The sequence below is a fragment of the Pseudomonas sp. R37(2017) genome, assembly GCF_002113375.1.
Taxonomy (GTDB): domain Bacteria; phylum Pseudomonadota; class Gammaproteobacteria; order Pseudomonadales; family Pseudomonadaceae; genus Aquipseudomonas.
Genome location: NZ_NEHO01000011.1, coordinates 90,749 through 110,470, shown reverse-complemented (window position 1 = coordinate 110,470; position 19,722 = coordinate 90,749). Strand labels below are relative to the sequence as shown.

The 19,722-nt window shown below is 59.4% G+C and carries 16 protein-coding genes; 7 read left to right on the top strand and 9 right to left on the bottom strand.

What is annotated here, in order from left to right:
- Positions 1-55 precede the first annotated feature (55 nt).
- Both CAG47_RS18505 and CAG47_RS18500 read right to left on the bottom strand, forming a co-directional pair.
- Positions 56-1,612 (bottom strand): sensor domain-containing diguanylate cyclase, encoded by a 1,557-nt coding sequence (locus CAG47_RS18505; protein ID WP_085726284.1) that lies wholly within the window; start codon positions 1,610-1,612, stop codon positions 56-58.
- Between the two features lie 59 nt (positions 1,613-1,671).
- Positions 1,672-2,817 (bottom strand): sensor histidine kinase KdpD, encoded by a 1,146-nt coding sequence (locus tag CAG47_RS18500; RefSeq protein ID WP_085726283.1) that lies wholly within the window; start codon positions 2,815-2,817, stop codon positions 1,672-1,674.
- 205 nt (positions 2,818-3,022) lie between these two features.
- On the opposite strand from CAG47_RS18500, the gene CAG47_RS18495 reads away from it, so the two are divergent.
- The gene (locus CAG47_RS18495; RefSeq protein ID WP_085726341.1) at positions 3,023-4,105 is read left to right on the top strand and encodes a bifunctional transcriptional activator/DNA repair enzyme AdaA; all 1,083 of its coding nucleotides are present in this window, start codon (positions 3,023-3,025) and stop codon (positions 4,103-4,105) included.
- 40 nt (positions 4,106-4,145) lie between these two features.
- Positions 4,146-4,763, top strand: a complete 618-nt coding sequence (locus CAG47_RS18490; RefSeq protein ID WP_085726282.1) for a DNA-3-methyladenine glycosylase — start codon at positions 4,146-4,148, stop codon at positions 4,761-4,763.
- 110 nt (positions 4,764-4,873) lie between these two features.
- Here the strand turns inward: CAG47_RS18490 and CAG47_RS18485 are convergent, their stop codons facing one another.
- The 3 genes from CAG47_RS18485 to CAG47_RS18475 form a co-directional block, all read right to left on the bottom strand.
- Positions 4,874-5,971: an extracellular solute-binding protein gene (locus CAG47_RS18485; RefSeq protein WP_085726281.1), complete on the bottom strand. Its 1,098-nt coding sequence runs from the start codon at positions 5,969-5,971 to the stop codon at positions 4,874-4,876.
- Between the two features lie 2 nt (positions 5,972-5,973).
- On the bottom strand, positions 5,974-7,083 hold the full coding sequence (gene aguA, locus CAG47_RS18480; RefSeq protein ID WP_085726280.1) for an agmatine deiminase: 1,110 nt from the start codon (positions 7,081-7,083) through the stop codon (positions 5,974-5,976).
- 100 nt (positions 7,084-7,183) lie between these two features.
- The gene (locus CAG47_RS18475; RefSeq protein WP_085726279.1) at positions 7,184-8,068 is read right to left on the bottom strand and encodes a LysR substrate-binding domain-containing protein; all 885 of its coding nucleotides are present in this window, start codon (positions 8,066-8,068) and stop codon (positions 7,184-7,186) included.
- Between the two features lie 270 nt (positions 8,069-8,338).
- On the opposite strand from CAG47_RS18475, the gene CAG47_RS18470 reads away from it, so the two are divergent.
- Together CAG47_RS18470 and CAG47_RS18465 are read left to right on the top strand one after the other, a co-directional pair.
- Positions 8,339-9,841, top strand: a complete 1,503-nt coding sequence (locus CAG47_RS18470) for a serine protease (protein ID WP_158091320.1) — start codon at positions 8,339-8,341, stop codon at positions 9,839-9,841.
- Positions 9,842-9,912: 71 nt separating this feature from the next.
- Positions 9,913-10,401: a GFA family protein gene (locus tag CAG47_RS18465; protein WP_085726277.1), complete on the top strand. Its 489-nt coding sequence runs from the start codon at positions 9,913-9,915 to the stop codon at positions 10,399-10,401.
- Positions 10,402-10,506: 105 nt separating this feature from the next.
- Here CAG47_RS18465 and CAG47_RS18460 read toward each other — a convergent pair whose 3' ends face one another.
- A complete protein-coding gene (locus CAG47_RS18460) occupies positions 10,507-11,115 on the bottom strand; it encodes a tRNA-(ms[2]io[6]A)-hydroxylase (protein ID WP_085726276.1) in 609 nt (202 codons plus the stop codon).
- Between the two features lie 161 nt (positions 11,116-11,276).
- Here CAG47_RS18460 and CAG47_RS18455 point away from each other — a divergent pair, with 161 nt between their 5' ends.
- A complete protein-coding gene (locus tag CAG47_RS18455) occupies positions 11,277-12,140 on the top strand; it encodes a universal stress protein (RefSeq protein ID WP_085726275.1) in 864 nt (287 codons plus the stop codon).
- 97 nt (positions 12,141-12,237) lie between these two features.
- Here the strand turns inward: CAG47_RS18455 and CAG47_RS18450 are convergent, their stop codons facing one another.
- Positions 12,238-12,708 (bottom strand): DUF1289 domain-containing protein, encoded by a 471-nt coding sequence (locus CAG47_RS18450; RefSeq protein ID WP_007937731.1) that lies wholly within the window; start codon positions 12,706-12,708, stop codon positions 12,238-12,240.
- A gap of 455 nt (positions 12,709-13,163) precedes the next feature.
- Between CAG47_RS18450 and acnB the strand changes: the two genes are divergently transcribed.
- Positions 13,164-15,764 carry a bifunctional aconitate hydratase 2/2-methylisocitrate dehydratase gene (acnB, locus tag CAG47_RS18445; RefSeq protein WP_085726274.1) on the top strand — a complete coding sequence of 867 codons (2,601 nt, stop codon included), beginning with the start codon at positions 13,164-13,166 and terminating at the stop codon, positions 15,762-15,764.
- A gap of 185 nt (positions 15,765-15,949) precedes the next feature.
- On the opposite strand, the gene CAG47_RS18440 is transcribed toward acnB, so the two are convergent.
- Complete coding sequence (locus tag CAG47_RS18440) at positions 15,950-17,590, bottom strand: SulP family inorganic anion transporter (protein WP_085726273.1); 1,641 nt, start codon at positions 17,588-17,590, stop codon at positions 15,950-15,952.
- A 94-nt stretch (positions 17,591-17,684) separates the two neighbouring features.
- On the bottom strand, positions 17,685-18,965 hold the full coding sequence (locus tag CAG47_RS18435) for a serine/threonine transporter (RefSeq protein WP_085726272.1): 1,281 nt from the start codon (positions 18,963-18,965) through the stop codon (positions 17,685-17,687).
- 371 nt (positions 18,966-19,336) lie between these two features.
- Here CAG47_RS18435 and CAG47_RS18430 point away from each other — a divergent pair, with 371 nt between their 5' ends.
- Positions 19,337-19,720 (top strand): tautomerase family protein, encoded by a 384-nt coding sequence (locus tag CAG47_RS18430; RefSeq protein WP_085726271.1) that lies wholly within the window; start codon positions 19,337-19,339, stop codon positions 19,718-19,720.
- Positions 19,721-19,722: the final 2 nt, after the last annotated feature.

Sequence of the window (19,722 nt, the reverse complement as noted above, 5' to 3'; positions counted from 1 at the left end):
GCGGCGCCGATACACCGTCGATGTTGTGTGTCCCATAACAACGCCGATGGCCCTTTTAATCTTGCGCCACTACACGATTACGTCCCCGTTGCTTGGCAAGGTACAGGCGCTCATCCGCCCGTTTGAGAATGCTCGCGGCATCCGGCGTATCCAGTCCCTGGCAGGCCACGCCGATCGAGATAGTCAGTTTGCCGACTGGTTCGATCGGCGTGTCGGCGATGAGCGACCGTATGCGCTCGGCGATATCCCGGGCGCTTTCCAGAGACGTGTCCGGCAGCAGCAGGCAAAACTCTTCACCGCCCGCACGGCAGGCCAGATCACCGGTGCGGGAACATCCCGCGATGATCTGCGCAATGTGCCTGAGCGCCACGTCACCGATATCGTGGCCGAAGGTGTCGTTGACCCGCTTGAAGCGATCGATGTCGAGCGCCAATGCGGCATAGGGTGTGCCGGCCTCATCGAGTGCTTTCAGGGCCGCATCCATCGCGCGACGGTTGGCCAGACCTGTGAGTGCGTCGCTGTCGGCTGCCTGATTCAAGGTAACGATCTTTTGCTGGAGCAGTTGCACACTGATGAGCAGTGCCTGGCGTATGGCCGCGGCTTCGACGTACCACGCCTTGATATGGGTGAGTTGCGCATTGGACTCTGGCGTTGACAGGTCCAACGCAGACCGAGCCAATTGCCGCAGTGGGCGTGTGATGAACATGGCTCCCAGGAGGATCAACAGCAGTCCGATCGCCCCCGCCGGAACGATTTTAACCAGCATATCGCGCATCAGCTTGTGCAACGGTGCCAGAGCTTCATCGCGAGGCTGCTGAGCGATGACGGCCCAGTGAGCATCAAAGACCTGGGCATACCCGGACAACATGGGCACGCCTTGGAAGTTGATGGCCTGCATATGACCGTGTTCGCCGCGCAGGGCAGCATCCACGGTGGCACTGAAATTGATTGATTCGCCGATCCGCTGTTGTTCCGGGTGATACAAAATACGGCGATTGTCATCGGCTACCAAAGCGAAGGTACCGCCAAGTTGATGTTCACCCATCAGGCTGTACATGACTCCGCGCTGCTCGAGCTGAACCGCCCCACCGATCATGCCAAGGTATAGTCCCGTGGGGCTGAAGATCGGCTGCGAGATAAAGACGATCAGCTTGCCCCCGGCCATGTAAGCGTGGCTGACCATAGGACGCTGCTGCTCCAATGCCTGGAGCAACTCCCCGGAGCTGATTTTCGTGCCGATCTCAGGGGTCTCGGGGTACGACTGCAGGATAGTGCCCCCAGCGTCCACCACCAGCACAGTATCGAGTTCCGAATCCTGAGTTTGCAGGCGGATGGCTTCAGCCTTGACCAGCTGCCGGTCGAGAAACTCGCGGCCAATCAGTTGGCTGCTGTAGCTTAAACGCTCATGCACTGAACGCAGGAACCCATCAATGCTTGAAGCCACCTTGAACGCATAGGCGCGATTGGCTTCCAGCGCTGAGTGCACCAGCGCATCACGTTGCACGCCGTAAGCGACGAACAGGCTGTTGCACAAGGTCGCCAGAACGGCGAGCAGGACGAATATCAGTATCAGGCCACGCAGGCCGATCCACGACGCGTTGATTCTACTCATGAACGATTCGACTTCCTTTGACGGCACTCACCGGGACCCTTTGGAATCTTGCTGGCCCGTCACTCTTCCTTGAGACGCTGCCCGGATGCGGGCAACCTCGCCCGAAAGATTGTGCCTCGCTCCAGCGTCGATTCGACCTCGATCCTGCCTCCGTGGCCGGCGACAATTTCAGACGCTATGAACAACCCAAGACCCAAACCAGCCGCCGGACCATGCTCGCTTTCGGAAAATTGCGAGTAACGTTCGTTTGGACTGAAGAGCAAGGGCATAACCTCCGCTGGTATCGGATTGCCGTGGTTATGGACCGTGAAACAAACGTCGTTGGCCGTCACCTCCAGGGTCACGCTGATAGCCCGCTGCGGGTCTCCGTGCTGCACCGCGTTACTGAGCAAATTGGTGAACGCCTGCCCCATCCGCAATGGGTCAAACAGGCCCTCTACCGGTCCATTGTCCTTGTAAGTTATCGTCGCCTCCGGATGGCAGGCTCGAACTTCGTTGACGGTGATCTGGCACACACCGCTGAGTGAAATGAGTTCTTTTTTGATCGGAATGCCTGCCCCCAAATTACACCGGGCCAGATCAAGCAAGTCATTCACGATTTGATTGGCACGCCTTGTGCTGGCCGATATCTGTGAGGATATCCGCTTTTCCCGATCATCCAGTTGGTCGGATCGCTGCAGCAAATCCGCGCCCATCAACACGGCACCCAGCGGGGTACGCAGGTCGTGACCGAGGATCCCCAAAAGCACGTTGCGCGTTTCGTCCAACGCGCTTTCAAACGAAGAAATCGACTCGGTAAGTGCCTGATCGATCCCTTCGTTGAAACGCATCATGTCGGCTATTTGGTGGGGTTCCCCGGAGAATTGTTGGCTCAACCACAAACTGAGCACGCTTGCCCTGAGTGCCCGGTACTCGGACACCATCTGGTTCAACGAAAATCCCGCAGCCAGGCGCGTCAAGGCATGGAATTGAGCCGCCGTCTGCTCAAGACTCTCCGGCGCGAGGCCTTGGGATTTCTTTGCTTGCTCACTCGCCGATTGCGGCGTGTCCATATCCAGTGCAATAGCCCTGAGAATGAACTCGGCATGGTTCCTCAAGCCGTTCGAATCAAGTGCTTGCTTGGAAGTATCGATAGTCCGGGCAAATCTTTCCCACTCTTTCAGAATAGGCTCAAGATTCCCGATGATGAATTTTGACAATCTCATGTCGATTCCTGACTGCTCCTGGCACCCGCGAAGAATAGAGGTGAGGGATAAGCTGATTACTCCAGCGTAGCTCGGGGACAGCGCTTGTCCTGCTGGCAGCGCTCAAAAAATCGCGTTATCCGACAGGGCTCGGATCGGCCATCAGCAAGAATTCGCTGTCGATTTTCCGGTGGAGACCAACCATGACGCCATCTATGCTGCGCCCATGAACCTACATAAAACGCTGATTCCGCCCCATGCCGAGATGGTTCGCGCCATGCTCGAGCGAGACACCTCCTACGAGGGAGTGTTTTTCACGGCGGTCAAGACCACCGGCATTTTCTGCCGCCCCGGCTGCACCGCCCGCAGTCCGAAACCTGCGAACGTCGAGTTCTTTGCCAGCGCCGAACAGTGCCTGGCGGCGGGCTACCGCGCCTGCCTGCGCTGCAAACCGCTGGACACCGCCGCCAGCGCGCCGGACTGGGTGCAGACACTGTTCAAGGCGGTAGACGCAGGCAGAGATCAGCGCTGGACCGACGCCCAGCTCCTGGCCGAAGGCATCGAACCGTTGAAACTGCGCCGCTGGTTCAAACTGCACTTCGGCATGACCTTCCACGCCTGGTTGCGCGCCCGGCGACTGGGCATGGCGTTGGGTGGAATCAAACAGGGCGACTCCATTGACGACGCTGCTTTCGATTCCGGCTACGAGTCCCTGAGCGGTTTCCGCGATGCTTTTCAGAAGTCGTTTCACATCACCCCGGGCCGCGCCGCCAACAGCGAGCCACTGCTGTTCACGCGCCTGACCACGCCACTGGGGCCGATGATTGCCATGGCTGAACGCCGCGGGCTGGTATTGCTCGAGTTTCTCGATCAGGCCTCTCTGGGCCCGGAAGTTGAAGCGCTGCAAAACCGTTTCGGCTATGCCGTGGCACCGGGGCACAACCTGCATCTGCAGCAGATCGAAGTGCAATTGTCCGCCTATTTTGCCGGCGCGCTCACTGAGTTCAGCGTTGCCCTGCACATGCCCGGCAGCGAGTTCTCCCGTCGGGTCTGGGCCGAACTGGCGAAAATCCCCTACGGTCGGACCACCACCTACGGCGCCATTGCGGCGAGCCTGGGCAAGCCCGGCGCCAGCCGGGCGGTGGGCCTGGCCAACGGGCATAACCGCTTATCGATTGTCGTGCCCTGCCACCGGGTGATCGGCGCCGACGGTTCGTTGACCGGCTACGCTGGAGGCCAGCCGCGCAAGGCTTTTTTGCTCAGGCTGGAGAACGCGGCGGTGCAGCTCACGGAGCAGCTGGCGTTCTGATCCCCCACGTCTTTTTCAAAAGGAAGGAAGCCAGGAGCCCATGGTTGACGACTATCTGGCGGCCACTGAATTCCTGGCCGCCCTCGATGACGACTGGTGCCGCCACATCGACGCCATTGGCCCGTGCCTGCACCAGCCGCATGCGGCCCGCGACCCGTATGAGTCGCTGGTGCGGGCGATTGCCTATCAGCAACTGCACGCCAGGGCCGGCGATGCGATTGTCGGCCGGCTGCTGGCGCTGTTCGGTTCGGGTGCGTTCCCCAGGCCTGAACAGATCGTCAGCACAGATTTCGACAGGTTGCGCAGTTGCGGGTTTTCCGCGGGCAAGATCGCGACCATTCAGGGAATCGCCCAGGCATCGCTGGACGGCGTGGTGCCGGACTACACCACGGCGCTGGCCATGGATGATGAAGCACTGATCGAGCGTCTGGTCACGTTGCGCGGCGTGGGTCGCTGGACCGTGGAGATGCTGCTGATCTACAGCCTGGAGCGGCCGGACATCCTGCCAGCCGACGACTTTGGCGTGCGTGAGGGTTATCGACGGCTCAAGGGGCTTCAGGTGCAGCCGACGCGCAAGCAGATGATCGAGATCGGGGCGGCGTGGAGCCCGCATCGGACGGTGGCCTCCTGGTATTTGTGGCGGGTGCCCGGGCGGTAGACCGCGTTATCGTTCATCGCGAGCGTGCTCGCTCCTACAGGTCTACAAAACCTGTAGGAGCGAGCACGCTCGCGATGGCGTCCTTACCGACAACACAAACCCAAAGCCTGTCACAACCCCGACTTCAGCCGACTGAACGCCCTGATCAACGCCCGGTTGAACGCCTTGCCATTGTCATTCTTGCTGTACAGCGACGCCCTGACCGCGGTGGGCGGATAGGTCCCCGGATCATTGCGAATCTGCGGGTCGATCAAAGCGTCCGCCGCCGTGATCGCATTGGCGTAATGGATGGTGTCAGTGATCGGCGCGATCACCTCCGGGGTCATCAGGTAGTCCATCAATGCCAGACCGGCCTTCGGGTGTGGCGCATCCCTGGGAATGACCATGGCATCGAACCAGATCAACGTGCCCTCCTTCGGAATCCGGTACTTGAGCGAATACGGCTTGCCGGCTGCCTCGGCCTGGCCTGCCGCGATGCCCACGTTGCCGTTCCACGACATCGCCACGCAGGTGTTGCCGTTGGCCAGGTCGCTGATGTTCAGGTCGTTGTCAAAGTAGCGAATGTACGGCCGGATCCTTGCCAGTTGCTGCTCGGCCAGTTTCAGGTCATCGAGGCTCTGGCGGTTGATGTCCAGGCCCATGTATTTCATGACCGCGGCAAACACTTCGTTGGGATCGTTGAGCAAACTGACCCCGCAATCGGCGAATTTCGAGACCACGGCCGGATCGAACAACATCGCCCAACTGTCGGTCGGCGCATCCGGCAGGCGCTGCTTGACGGCTTGTTCCTGATAACCCACGCCCGTAGTGCCCCAGGCGTAGATCCCGGCATAACGATTGCCCGGATCGAATACCGCCATGTGCTGGCGGAACTCCTCGCCAACCCCGGCAAAGTGCGGCAGCTGTTGTTTGTCCACCGCCTGCACCGCGCCACTCTCGATGGCCCGCGACAGATGCTGCCCCGCCGTCAGTACCAGATCGTAGCCACTGCGTCCGGTGAGCAGCTTGGTCTCCACGGTTTCCAGGGAATCGAAGTGGTCGGCCACCACATGGATGCCGGTTTTTTCCTCGAAGTTCTTCAGGGTATCCGGAGCCAGGTACTCGCCCCAGATGTACAGGTTGACCACCGGCTTGGCGGTATCGGCGGCCTGCACACACAGGGGTGCAAGCACCAGCAGTATTGCTTGAGTCAGTTTGTGCAGGCCCATGGTCAGACGCCTTTGCCGGCGTACTGCGGCATGGTGATGCAGGCGACGTTGCCGCCGCCGAGGAGGATTTCCCGGGAGTTTTCAATGCCGACGATGCTGTGATTCGGGAACAGCTCGGCCAGGGTCGCCAGCGCCACCTTGTCGTTGCGATCACCGAACAGCGGCACCACGATCGACCTGTTGCCGGCGTAGTAGTTGATGTACGACGCGCAGATTTTCGTCCCGGCCTGGCGGGTATGGGTGCTGTCCTGCCGGTCCAGGCCTTCGGCTTCTTCGGCGGTCCATTCCAGCACATCCGGCTGCGGCAGTTTGTGCACGATCAACTCGCGGCCACGACTGTCGCGGGTGCTGCGCAGGATGTCGTAGGCTTCCTGATAGATTTCCCACTGTGGATCGTCGCGGTTATCGGTCCATTGCAGCACCACTTCACCGGGGCGCACGAAACACGCGAGATCGTCGACATGGCCATCGGTTTCGTCGAACTTGCAGCCCCGGGGCAGCCAGATCACCTGCTCGGCACCAAGGTAATCGGTCAGGCGACGGGTCACTTCGTCCTTGCCCAGGTGTTGGTTGCGGTTACGGTTGAGCAAACATTGCTCGGTGGTCAGGATGCTGCCCTGGCCGTCGCTCTGGATGCCGCCCAGTTCGGCGATCAACGGCGCGCGATAGCGGTCGAAACGTTCGATTTCGAGAATTTTGCTCGCGATTTGGTCGTCCTTGTCCCACGGGTAGTACAGGCCGCCATCGAGACCGCCATAGGCATTGAATTCGAAGTCGACGCCGCGTACTTCGCCGCTCTGGTCGTTGACCACAAAACACGGACCGCTGTCGCGGAACCAGGTGTCGTTACAGGTCATTTCCACCACGCGCACTTGCGGCGGCAACTGCCGGCGTGCGGTGGCGAACTGTGCCGCCGAGGCGCAGACGGTGACCGGCTCGCTCATGGAAATGGCCGTGACGATCTGCACCCAGACTTTCTGCGCGGGCTTGGCGCCGTTGCGCCAGACGTCGGTGCGTTCCGGCCAGCCGAGCCAGCAACCGGATTTGGTTTCGAACTCGCCTGGCAGACGGAAACCGTCCTGTTTGGGAGTGGTGTCGAGCAAACGGGCCATGGTCAAACCTCTTCGGCAGGGATTGGAATGACCACAGGCTAAGGGCGTTGGCGACCGGCCCGCCAACGATGATTATTTCGGAATACTTGAATTCAATTCATCAATCGAGCAACTGATCGTTGAACCAATCCAGCATCTGCGCCACCGCCGGACGCTCCAGCCGCACCCGTTCGCACACCAGGGCGTATTGGCCCAGTGCGGTCATGCTCGAGGTAAACGGACGGACCAGCCGACCGCTGAGCAAATCCTCCTGGGCCGTGAGGTTGTCGCCCATGGCTACGCCCTGCCCTTGGGCGGCTGCCTCCAGTGCCAGCCCGGCGTGGGCGAAGTACAGCTGCCGGTCGGGGCGCTGGTCACCGGCATGGCTGGTGAGCCATGCGGTCCACGTCTTGCCGTCCTGGTCATCGTGCAACAGGCAATGGCGGGCCAGGTCTCTGGGGGTTTTGAGCGAACCCTGATTGAACAGGCCAGGGCTACACACCGGGAAGAACTGCAAGGCTGGCAGAGGCCTGACGAAATACGCCGTGCTGTCCACGGGGCCGGTGCCATAGGTGATCGCCAGGTCGATGTCTTCCCCGGGCGCCGTGGCGTCGATCGGTTGCTCGTACAGATGCAAGGTGATGTGCGGATAGCGCGCATAGAAATCCGTGAGACGGCTCATCAGCCACTTTTGCGCCAGCTCCGCCGTGACCGCCAGCCGCAATACCGCCAGGGACGATGGGTCGCGCAATTCATCGCAGGCATCACCGATCAGCTCGAACGCCTGCTGCAAGCTTTGCATCAGGCGTCCGGCGGCCATTGTCGGGCGGATCTGCCGGCCTTCACGGACAAACAGCGACACTCCCAATTGTTCTTCCAGCTGACGAATCTGATGGCTGACCGCGCTGTCAGTAACGCACAACTCCGCCGCCGCCCGACCGAAATGGGCGTGGCGGGCGGCGCATTCAAAGGTTCGCAGGGCTGCCAGGGAAGGTAATCGTCGCATCGGGTCAGGTCCGGGATTCGAGGCGCTCATGCTGACCCGCCGGGCGATGGGCGTCCAGTGGGATAGTGGTATGTCTGGTCTTGATACCTTTGCACAATTTCAATTCACGCCATACACCCCTATCCCCTTGCAATAATTCAAAATTAATTAAGGTCGTTTTTCAATCTTTTAACTTGCTGCGAATACCGGGCACTTTTAATGTGCTTCATGCAATGAATTCCACTACCGCAACATCACTTGGATATCTATCACTACAACCAAGGAATGGTTATGAAACAGATACTGCTTAATACCTCATACACATTAATATCCACATTGATTTTATCTACAGCCAGTTTTGCAACGGATCTTGGAGAAGGACTCACAAATGGGTCCGACGCGGTTTTACTGAAAAACCAGAATAACGACTACAAACACTGGAATGGCATTGGGAAAATATTCCTCAACGATAAACCCATCTGCACCGCCAGCCTTCTGGACACCCGTGACGAAAACAATCAAGCCGTTGGCCCGGCTTACTTGTTGACTGCAGCACATTGTGCTCCTGGTGTTATCCGACGGCCACTGGCCCCCACTGAAAAAGACACGGTGAAATTCAATTATTTCAACGACACCGCCACTGCCTATAAAACTTACGCAATCAAGGACACCGTGTGGAAGGATTTCCATCAGGCGGACTTGGCTATCATGGAGTTGGATACCGCACTGGCGGTCTTGATCAAGGAAGGCATTACCCCGCTTTCTCTCGCCTCCGAATGGTCGAAGGCCGCTTCCGATGTTCTGATTGTCGGGGCTCCCGATAGACTGGAGCAAACCGGCCTACGGTTGGCGGCCTGCACTCAGGAGGCAACCGGCGCAACCCTGGTCGAGGGCGAGCAGGTCTTTCTCGCCACCTTGAAAAACGATTGTCGCGACATACGCCCCGGATCTTCTGGAGGCCCCGTACTTGGCAGACAAAGCGGTGAAATTCTCAGTGTCCTGTCGACAAGCACCTACGGTGAAACAGCGGATACGCAGTGCTTTGAGAATTCGCCCTGCGAGGTAAAGAACGGTCAAATAACCTGGTCGCCCGATACGCACTACGCCCATCCAATCGATTTTTTGATGAACTGCTTCAAGAACGGTGTCTTTACCAATACTTTGAACATGTGTACATCCGATACCACATTCAAACTCATGAGTCTGGAGTATTGGCCAACCCAATATCTGACCATGCCTAAAGATGCAACCAGCCCCGACCCTGTAATCAATGCACATTTCTCGTTAAACACTACCTACTACCGTTACAAGACCGTACGGGAAGCCGAGCAATGCAGATCTCCCCGACACTACAGCGGTATTCTTCATGCCAGGGATGCAGTCCTCGATGCACCGCTGAGCCGTGAACCTGGCATGCATTACTTGTGCGTCATCGGTGTCGAATCTGCAGAAGAAAGACCGACGACCACTTTAATGAAAAACGCCTGGATAACCCCGGCACAACTGGTAGAGAGAACACCGGTTCGTTTGCCAGAGCCAACCATTACCCTGGGCGCCGACTGGAACTACACCATCAACTGGCGCTATTTGCTTCCACTCTACTTCGGCACGCTTTATTACTCCGGTCCGGCGGCGAGTACGGACTGCGACGCAATAAAAACTTCTGAATACAAGAAAACCTTTGAAGAGGTGACATTCAGAGCCGAACAGTTGCCGTTGAGACTGTGCAGCAGAAATGAAGATTTGAGTGGCCGCTACTCGGATGTGCGAACCGATTTGTTGGCGCTGCCATAACGGTTGATCGCCCACGCTCGCCCCGCTGTCTTCTAGGCTGAACCTGATCTCACATACCATTGGAGGCCACCATGCATCTCGAAGGCTCCTGCCACTGCGGCGCCGTTTCGTTCAGCCTGACCAGCGCCCACCCCTACCCTTATCAGCGTTGCTATTGCTCGATCTGCCGCAAGACCCAGGGCGGTGGCGGTTATGCGATCAACATCGCAGGCGATGCCGACAGCCTGAAAGTACGAGGGCGCAAAAACATCGCGATTTACCATGCGCTGCTCAAGGGTGAAGGCGAAGCGCGTGCCCACCGCAGCAGTGCCGAGCGACATTTCTGTTCGGTGTGCGGTTCGGGTTTGTGGCTGTTCAGCCCCGAGTGGCCGGAGCTGATCCACCCCTTTGCCTCGGCCATTGACACACCGCTGCCAGTGCCGCCGCAGCACACGCATTTGCTGCTCGGTTCAAAGGCACCTTGGGTGGAGGTGGAAATCCAGCCGAACGATAAACAGTTCGACGGTTACCCTGAAGAGTCCATCGCCCAGTGGCATGAACGTTTGGGGCTTACCCTGTAGGAGCGAGCACGCTCGCGATGGTCGTAAACGATGACGCTGGGAGCCTGATGCCCCGCGGTGTCATTGCGTTCATCGCGAGCGTGCTCGCTCCTGCAGGAATCCGGATCAGGCGGCTGTTGGCACACCACTGTGAAAACGGAATTCCACGTCCGGCGATTCAATCAGGTCCTGTTCTGCGGCACGGACTTTAGCGATGACCTGGGCGATATCCTTGGCGTCCCCGTACTGGTAAGCCAGCTTCAGATACCCCTGGAAATGCCGGGCCTCGCTCTTGAGCAAGCCGAAATAGAACTTGCCGAGCTCTTCGTCCAGATGCGGCACCAGCGCCTCGAAACGCTCGCAACTGCGGGCCTCGATGAACGCTCCCACCACCAGGGTATCCACCAGTTTCACCGGTTCGTGACTGCGCACCACCTTGCGCAGACCCGAGGCATATCGCCCCGCCGACAGTTGGCGCAATTCGATCTTGCGGCGTTTCATCAGGCGCATGACCTGTTCGTGGTGCACCAGTTCTTCCCGGGCCAGGCGCGACATCATGTTGATCAGATCGACGTGAGAGTGATACTTGGCGATCAGGCTCAATGCAGTGCTGGCCGCCTTGAATTCGCAGTTCTTGTGGTCGATCAGCAGGGTTTCCTGATCGGCCAGCGCGGCCTGAATCCAGCCGTCGGGGGTGCGGCAGCCAAGGAACTCGTGAATTTCGGGAAGGATCATGGGGCTCACGGAAAATAGGTTCAAAACGAAGGGCGCCGATTATACCGGCCTGCCCGCAGACCACCAGTCGCCAACCGTTGATATGCATCAAGTCCCCGATTCGCAGGCAGCAACTATAGTTGTGCAACGCCGTGCCTTTTTATTTTCAGGAGATCCCGATCATGCAAGCCGTACGCAGCATTCTGGTGGTCATCGACCCCGAACACTCCGAAAGCCTGGCACTCAAACGGGCCAAATTGATTGCCGGCGTGACCCAGGCGCATCTGCATTTGCTGGTAGGCGATCCCAAGCATGATCACAATGGCATGTTGAGCGTGCTCAAGGCCGCTTTAGTGCAAGACGGATACAGCGTCACCACTGAGCAAGCCTGGAACCAGAGCCTTCATCAAACCATCATCGATGTTCAGCAAGCCGAAGGCTGCGGGCTTGTGGTCAAGCAGCACTTTCCCGACAGCGCGCTGAAAAAGGCCCTGCTGACACCCGAGGACTGGAAACTGCTGCGCCAATGCCCTTCGCCGGTACTGCTGGTGAAAACCGCCGGCTCATGGAGAGACAAAGTGATCCTGGCCGCCGTCGATGTCGGTAACAGCGACCCCGAACACCGCCACCTGCACGACACCATCATCGATCATGGCTATGACATCGCCACCCTCGCCAGGGCGCACTTGCACGTGATCAGCGCCCACCCGTCGCCGATGCTGTCGTCGGCCGACCCGACCTTTCAACTCAGCGAAACCATCCAGGCACGCTACCGCGAGCAATGCAAGTCGTTCCAGGCCGAATTCGACATCGACGATGAGCACCTGCACATCGAGGAAGGCCCGGCGGATGTGCTGATTCCGTTCATGGTGCACAAGCTGCAGGCGGCAGTAACGGTCATCGGCACCGTGGCGCGCAGCGGATTGTCCGGGACCCTGATCGGCAATACGGCCGAAGTGGTGCTCGATGCGGTAGAAAGTGACGTATTGGTGCTCAAGCCTCAGGAGATCGAGGATCATCTCGAGGAGATTGCCGGCAGGCATTGAAATCTGTGGCGACTGTCAGGGCGCCTTCGCGAGCGGCCTCGCTCCCACAAGGAAATGCATTTCAACTGTGGGAGCCTGCTCGCGAAGCTTTTAAAACTCAGCCTCCAAACGCGTCTTTCAGGAAACCCGGCGCAATGTAGCGCTGATAGTGGGCTTCGGAGAGCAGGAAAAATTCCCGATCAATGGCATCGCGCAGTTCCGGCAGGTTCCAGTCGCGAAACTCCGGCAGCAATACCATCCCGTAGGCTTCCAGGTTATTGATCACCCGCGCGCCCCGGGCAATCAACTGGTAGGCCCAGCAATACTCCGACTGGTGGGGCACGAAGCGGATCTTGCGCTGCTCCAGTTGCATTCGCAGCAATGCCGGATCGAAAATTTCCACCTTGGCGGCCATCACCTGGGACAGCAACTGCTCAAGACGCAGCCATACCGCGCGCTTTTCTTCCTCGTTGTAGCCGTTCCAATGGATCACTTCGTGGTGGAAACGCTTGCAGCCACGGCACACCAGGTCACCGTAAACAGTGGAGCAGAGGCCGACGCAAGGTGTCTTGATGGTCTGATTGGGCATAGGTAGGCAAAACGCGAAAAAGCAAAACAGGCCGGCATGTTAGCCCTTTGTCCGCCATTGATCACCCTCAACGTTCAGGGCCTTTGGCGAATCGGGGTCCGCTGACCGTCACCACCAAAGTCCAATAAAACCTGACTTACCTTTAATTTTTTTTTGCCGTAGAATCAGCCTGCCTTTTTAGGCGCCAATGTCCGTTAGAAGCTGTTTTCAAAGCGTCACGAGCACAGTCGTTCCTTCAGAGCGGTGTTGGCGAGGGGTTTTTCCAGCGGGGAAAAGCCCAACGCCAACCCTCATCAGCTCCCGTTCTGCAGGCGTAAAACTTTGAAAGCAGCTTCTGTAAGGAATTGTCGGTAATTCTGGCTAAGTGGCTCACAACGCCATGCAGCGCATGAGTACGGCAATTTCGGGATGAGCGTCCCGGACACCCATTTGGGACCACTGATGAGGGTAATACTGTGCTTGAAGCCTACCGCAAACATATCGAAGAGCGCGCAGCACTGGGTATCGTTCCCCAGCCGCTAAACGCCGAACAAACTGCAGGCCTGGTCGAGCTGCTGAAAAATCCCCCGGCTGGCGAAGAAGCATTCCTCGTTGACCTGATCACCAATCGCGTTCCGCCTGGAGTGGACGAAGCAGCCTATGTAAAGGCCGGCTTCCTGTCCGCCATCGCCAAAGGCGAAGCCAAATCCCCCCTGATCGACAAGAAGCGCGCTGTTGAACTGCTCGGCACCATGCAGGGCGGCTACAACATCGTGACTCTGGTAACCCTGCTGGACGACGCCGAACTGGCGCCAGTTGCCGCCGAAGAACTCAAGCACACCCTGCTGATGTTCGATGCCTTCCACGACGTTGCCGAGCGCGCCAAGAACGGCAACGTTCACGCCAAGGCCGTGCTGCAATCCTGGGCTGACGGCGAGTGGTTCGTGAAGCGCCCGACCCTGGCCGACAAGATCAGCCTGCGCGTCTTCAAGGTCACCGGCGAAACCAACACCGACGACCTCTCCCCTGCTCCGGATGCCTGGTCCCGTCCCGACATCCCGCTGCACGCCCTGGCCATGCTGAAAATGGCTCGCGACGGCATCGTGCCGGACGCACAAGGCGTCACCGGTCCGATGAAGCAGATCGAAGAAATGCGCAACGGCGGCTTCCCTGTTGCCTACGTGGGTGACGTGGTCGGTACCGGTTCTTCGCGTAAATCGGCGACCAACTCCGTACTGTGGTTCTTCGGCGACGACGTGCCTTACGTGCCGAACAAGCGCGGCGGCGGTTTCTGCTTCGGCAGCAAGATCGCTCCGATCTTCTACAACACCATGGAAGATGCCGGCGCACTGCCGATCGAATTCGACGTTTCCAACATGCACATGGGCGACGTGATCGACCTGTACCCGCATGCTGGCAAAGTCTGCAAGCACGGCACCGACGAAGTCCTGACCACCTTCGAACTGAAGACCCCGGTCCTGATGGACGAAGTTCGCGCCGGCGGCCGTATTCCGCTGATCATCGGCCGCGGCCTGACCGAGAAGGCGCGCGCCGAACTGGGTCTGCCACCTTCGACCCTGTTCAAGAAGCCTGAAGCACCGGCTGAAAGCACCAAGGGCTACACCCTGGCGCAGAAAATGGTCGGCAAGGCTTGCGGCGTGACCGGCATCCGTCCGGGCACCTACTGCGAACCGAAGATGACCACCGTGGGCTCCCAGGACACCACCGGTCCAATGACCCGTGACGAACTGAAAGACCTGGCGTGCCTGGGCTTCTCGACCGATCTGGTGATGCAGTCCTTCTGCCACACCGCGGCTTATCCGAAGCCGATCGACGTGACCACCCACCACACCCTGCCTGACTTCATCATGACCCGTGGCGGCGTGTCCCTGCGTCCGGGCGACGGCATCATCCACTCGTGGCTGAACCGCATGCTGCTGCCAGACACCGTCGGTACCGGTGGTGACTCCCACACCCGTTTCCCGATCGGCATCTCGTTCCCGGCCGGTTCCGGCCTGGTAGCCTTCGCCGCTGCCACCGGCGTCATGCCGCTGGACATGCCTGAGTCGATCCTGGTTCGCTTCAAGGGCGAACTGCAGCCAGGCGTCACCCTGCGTGACCTGGTCCACGCCATCCCTTACTACGCGATCCAGAAAGGCCTGTTGACCGTAGAGAAGAAAGGCAAGAAGAACGCCTTCTCCGGTCGCATCCTGGAGATCGAAGGTCTGCCCAAGCTGACCGTCGAGCAAGCGTTCGAACTGTCCGACGCCTCGGCTGAACGTTCGGCTGCCGGTTGCACCATCCAGCTGTCCAAAGAGTCGATCACCGAGTACCTGCAATCGAACATCACCCTGCTGCGCTGGATGATCGGCGAAGGCTACGGCGATGCACGTACCCTGGAACGTCGCGCTCAAGCGATGGAAGCCTGGATCGCCAACCCTGAGCTGATGGAAGCGGACAAGGACGCCGAATACGCCGAAGTCATCGAAATCGATCTGGCCGACATCAAGGAGCCTGTGCTCTGCGCGCCGAACGACCCGGACGACGCTCGCCTGCTCTCCAGCGTTGCTGGCGAGAAGATCGACGAAGTGTTCATCGGTTCGTGCATGACCAACATCGGTCACTTCCGCGCTGCCGGCAAACTGCTGGATCAGGTCAAGGGCCAGCTGCCAACCCGTCTGTGGCTGTCGCCGCCGACCAAGATGGACGCTCACCAGCTGACCGAAGAAGGCTACTACGGCATCTACGGCAAGGCTGGCGCCCGTATGGAAATGCCAGGCTGCTCGCTGTGCATGGGTAACCAGGCACGTGTAGAGCCGAACTCGACTGTAGTTTCGACTTCGACCCGTAACTTCCCGAACCGTCTGGGTGACGGCGCGAACGTCTACCTGGCTTCGGCCGAGCTGGCGTCCGTGGCTTCCATCCTGGGTCGCCTGCCGACCGTCGAGGAGTACATGGAATACGCTGGCAAGATCGACAGCATGGCGGCCGATGTCTACCGCTACCTGTCCTTCGACCAGATCGCCGAGTTCCGTGAAGCTGCTGCGAACGCCAACATCCCGGTCGTTCAAGCCTAACGTTGCAACGCAATGAAAAACGCCGCCCATCGCGAGATGAGCGGCGTTTTTTTATGCCTGTGATTCACCACGATCCCCTGTAGGAGCGGGTGCCCGCTTGCGGCATGCTCGCGATGAGGCCGTCAGTTCCAACCAATTCGTTGACTGCCATACCGCCATCGCGAGCATGCTCGCTCCTACAGGGGTTATGTGTTCTGTTGCACCGCGCCATCGACACTGAGTCCGCTCAACACCACACCGTTGGCCTCCACCTCCGGCAACGCCGCCAATGCAGTTTGCGCACCGTCCTTGAGGCGCGCCAGAATCAAGCGCGCACCGGTCTGATGCACCCGCAGAAAAAACTCTTGCAGGGCCTCGATGCTGGTGCCATCCAGGTCGGGAGATTCCTCCAGACTGAGAATCACCGAATGAATCGGCGCTTGCGAATGCCTGATCAGACGCAATGTACCGCCAAGAATCCGCTCGACGTTGGCAAAGAACAACGCTTCACCCGGCCGGACAATCAACACGCCTGGCACCGTTTGCGCCATGGGATGGCGCTGCAGGTCGACAAAATCGTGACCGCCATCGATGCGCCCCAGAATCTGGATATCCGCCGCCGACATCTGCTTGAGCATCAACAACACACTGATCGCCACCGCCACCAGTAAGCCGTCCAGCACGCCCAGCACCAGCACCGCGCCTACGGCGCAGGTCACCAGCAAGCGGTCGCGGCGCCAGATGAAATACCGCCCCAGTGGCTGCAGGCTCAAGCCGCGCCCCAGGGCATGGATGACAATGGCAGCGAGGATCGGTTCCGGAGTAAGAGCGAGGTAAGGCAGCACCGTCAGGACGATGACCAGCACCACCAGCGCCGCCACGATACCGGCCAGGCGCGAAGTGGCCCCCGCCGCCTCATTGGCCGACGTGGCCGAATAACCCGCTCCTGCCGGCATGCCGTGGAACAGGCCGGACAGCAGGTTGGACGCACCCAGCGCCAGCAAATCCCGGTTCGAGGCAACACGATCACCGTGCTTGAGCGCATAGGCACTGATCGAGCCATAAGACTCCGCGTACAGAATCATCACCATGGCGAACGCCAGCTCACCCAGGCGCAACCAGTCGGCGAACGGCAGCACCGGTAACTTCGGCACCTCCAGGCTCAGGTCGATCACGCCGATCAGCTTCACGCCATAGGCTGGCAGGTTCAGCCACTGCCCTGCCGCAATACCGATCACAACCACCAACAAACCACCCGGCAGATGCCGAAACCGCGCGAACAGCCACAGCAAAACCAGAGACACGGCGCCCACCGCCGCTGCCGCCCAATTCCATTGCGGCAGCTGTTCCAGCAATTGCGGCAGGAAGCGCACCAGGTTGGCATCGGTCAAATGCACGCCGACCACGCTGGCGAACTGTTTGAGAATAATGGTCAGGGCCAGGCCAAAGGCAAAACCGCGCAGCACCGGTTTGGCGATGAACGACGTCACGCTGCCGAGCCTGAACAGCCCCGCCAGCACAAAGAAAACCCCAGTCACCAACACCAGCCCGATGGCCAGCGTCGAGCGCAGCCCGGGATCGCCATTGGACAGCATCGCAGTCGCCGCCGCCAGTACCGCGGCCGACGAGGACGTCGCCGAAACGATGGCGAAACGGCTGGTACCCAGCAGTCCGTAGCACAACAAACCGGCAAACAAGGCGATAACCCCGGCCTGGGGTGCCAACGCCGCAATGCTTGAGTAGGCCACGGCCTCAGGCAACAACAAACCGGCGATCGACAATCCGGCCAGCAGGTCCTGCCAGCGGTTGGGTTGCTCGGTGGGATCAGCGTTTGGGGCGCTCGACAATCCGGTGTCTCCAGACGAAAAAAAGCCGCTGCACGTATCACGTGCAGCGGCCACTTTAGCTGTCAATCCGGTGCTGCGCGAGCAGGCCGGTCGATCACGCCGCCAAGGAGTAGATCAACGCGGTAATCGCCACCAGGCCCACCGCCGTCACGAAGACGTTGGATGCCTGGCCGCGATAGCGCGCCATCGCCGGTACCTTGCGGATGGCGTACATCGGCATCAGGAACAGGATCGCCGCGATCACCGGGCCACCCAGGGTTTCGATCATGCCGAGAATGCTCGGGTTCAGCGTGGCGACGATCCAGCACACCACCAGCATGAAGGCGGCGGTCATGCGGTCCAGGGTCTTGGCCGACGGACGCTTGCCGCTTTTCACGATCAGGCCCTTGAGGCCTTCGCTGGCGCCGATGTAGTGGCCCAGGAACGATTTGGAGATGGCCACGAAGGCAATCAGTGGCGCCGCGAAAGCGATGGTCGGATTGCTGAAGTGGTTGGCCAGGTAGGACAGGATCGACAGGTTCTGCGCCTTGGCTTCAGCCAGTTGCGCTGGCGACAGGGTCAGCACGCAACTGAAGACGAAGAACAGTACCATCACCACCATCAGCAAGTGGGCGCGAGACAGGATCTGCGAGCTGCGCTCCTCGGCCTGCTCACCGTAGCGACGCTTCTGGTCCACGGCGAACGCCGAAATGATCGGCGAATGGTTGAACGAGAACACCATCACCGGGATCGCCAGCCACAGGGTGTGCAACAGCGCCGAGGGTGCCGGCACGCTGCTGGCGGTGGTCAGGATGCCGCCGTTCCAGTGGGGAATCAGGTACACCGCCAGGAACAGCAGCGCGACGATGAATGGATAGACCATCAGGCTCATGGCCTTGACGATCAATTGTTCGCCGCAACGCACCACCGCCAGCAGGCCGAGGATCAGCACCAGCGACAGCACGGCGCGCGGTGGCGGCATGATGTGCAGTTGATGCTCGAGGAAGCTGCCCACGGTGTTGGTCAGCGCCACGCTGTAGATCAGCAGGATCGGGAAAATGGCGAAGAAGTACAGCAAGGTGATCAGCGCACCGGCCTTGATGCCGAAATGCTCTTCCACCACTTCAGTGATGTCGGCACCTTCGCGACCGGACAGCACAAAACGGGTCAGCCCGCGGTGTGCGTAGAAGGTCATCGGGAACGCCAGCAACGCCAGGATCAGCAGCGGCCAGAAACCGCCCAGGCCTGCGTTGATCGGCAAAAACAGGGTTCCGGCGCCAATCGCCGTGCCAAACAGGCCCAGCATCCAGGTGGTGTCTTGGCGATTCCAGCTCGAAAGCGTCGCGGGGGTCGCATCTACATAGCGTTTGTTGACGCTATTGGCCTGATCATTCATCCGGTGGGATCTCCACATTCCGGTCACTTGCCACCCGGCCAGAACGCGTCGGAATACCCGACAGGCAGCGCCCTGGCCGAAACAGGGGCGCGATTCTGGAGGATTAGTGAACAGAAGCAAAGACTTAGATGAGGAACGGTGGTACCAGACAGATGAAAATCCCTCGAGCCCCCCCCGTGGGAGATTGCTCCGGGCGGCGCTCCGACTTTAGCGGTGTATCCGCCGGAGAACATGTTGCATGTGCCGCAGCCATCGCGAGCAGGCTCGCTCCCACAAGGATTTGCGGCCCATCGGCAAAGCGCAGTCCGCACTTGATAAAGGTCAGACGTCATGTATTTTTAACTGACCTGCATCTTTCCTGGAGTCTTCCCATGCCATTGGTTCGCGTCGACATCAAAAAACATCAGGACCCCACCCACGCCAAGCGCATCGGCCAATTGATCTACGCCGCCATGCACAGCACCATCGGAGTGCCGCAGAACGATAATTTCCAGATCCTGACCGAACACGATGAGCAGCACTTCATCTTTGATCCCGGTTATCTGGGCATCGGCCGCACCGACCAACTGGTGGTGATCCAGATCACCATGAGCGAAGGCCGAACCATCGAGCAGAAAAAACTCCTCTACAAGACCATCGCCGAAAGCCTTCATACAGAACTGGCCGTGCGCCTGGAGGACGTTTTCATCAATCTGGTGGAAGTCAAAAAGGAAAACTGGTCGTTCGGCAACGGAATTGCCCAATACGCACTCTGATC

Coding starts and splice junctions, on each gene's coding strand:
- CAG47_RS18505 (WP_085726284.1), bottom strand. CDS start 1,612: ATGAGTAGAATCAACGCGTCGTGGATCGGCCTGCGTGGCCTGATACTG.
- CAG47_RS18500 (WP_085726283.1), bottom strand. CDS start 2,817: ATGAGATTGTCAAAATTCATCATCGGGAATCTTGAGCCTATTCTGAAA.
- CAG47_RS18495 (WP_085726341.1), top strand. CDS start 3,023: ATGAACCTACATAAAACGCTGATTCCGCCCCATGCCGAGATGGTTCGC.
- CAG47_RS18490 (WP_085726282.1), top strand. CDS start 4,146: ATGGTTGACGACTATCTGGCGGCCACTGAATTCCTGGCCGCCCTCGAT.
- CAG47_RS18485 (WP_085726281.1), bottom strand. CDS start 5,971: ATGGGCCTGCACAAACTGACTCAAGCAATACTGCTGGTGCTTGCACCC.
- aguA (WP_085726280.1), bottom strand. CDS start 7,083: ATGGCCCGTTTGCTCGACACCACTCCCAAACAGGACGGTTTCCGTCTG.
- CAG47_RS18475 (WP_085726279.1), bottom strand. CDS start 8,068: ATGCGACGATTACCTTCCCTGGCAGCCCTGCGAACCTTTGAATGCGCC.
- CAG47_RS18470 (WP_158091320.1), top strand. CDS start 8,339: ATGAAACAGATACTGCTTAATACCTCATACACATTAATATCCACATTG.
- CAG47_RS18465 (WP_085726277.1), top strand. CDS start 9,913: ATGCATCTCGAAGGCTCCTGCCACTGCGGCGCCGTTTCGTTCAGCCTG.
- CAG47_RS18460 (WP_085726276.1), bottom strand. CDS start 11,115: ATGATCCTTCCCGAAATTCACGAGTTCCTTGGCTGCCGCACCCCCGAC.
- CAG47_RS18455 (WP_085726275.1), top strand. CDS start 11,277: ATGCAAGCCGTACGCAGCATTCTGGTGGTCATCGACCCCGAACACTCC.
- CAG47_RS18450 (WP_007937731.1), bottom strand. CDS start 12,708: ATGCCCAATCAGACCATCAAGACACCTTGCGTCGGCCTCTGCTCCACT.
- CAG47_RS18435 (WP_085726272.1), bottom strand. CDS start 18,965: ATGAATGATCAGGCCAATAGCGTCAACAAACGCTATGTAGATGCGACC.
- CAG47_RS18430 (WP_085726271.1), top strand. CDS start 19,337: ATGCCATTGGTTCGCGTCGACATCAAAAAACATCAGGACCCCACCCAC.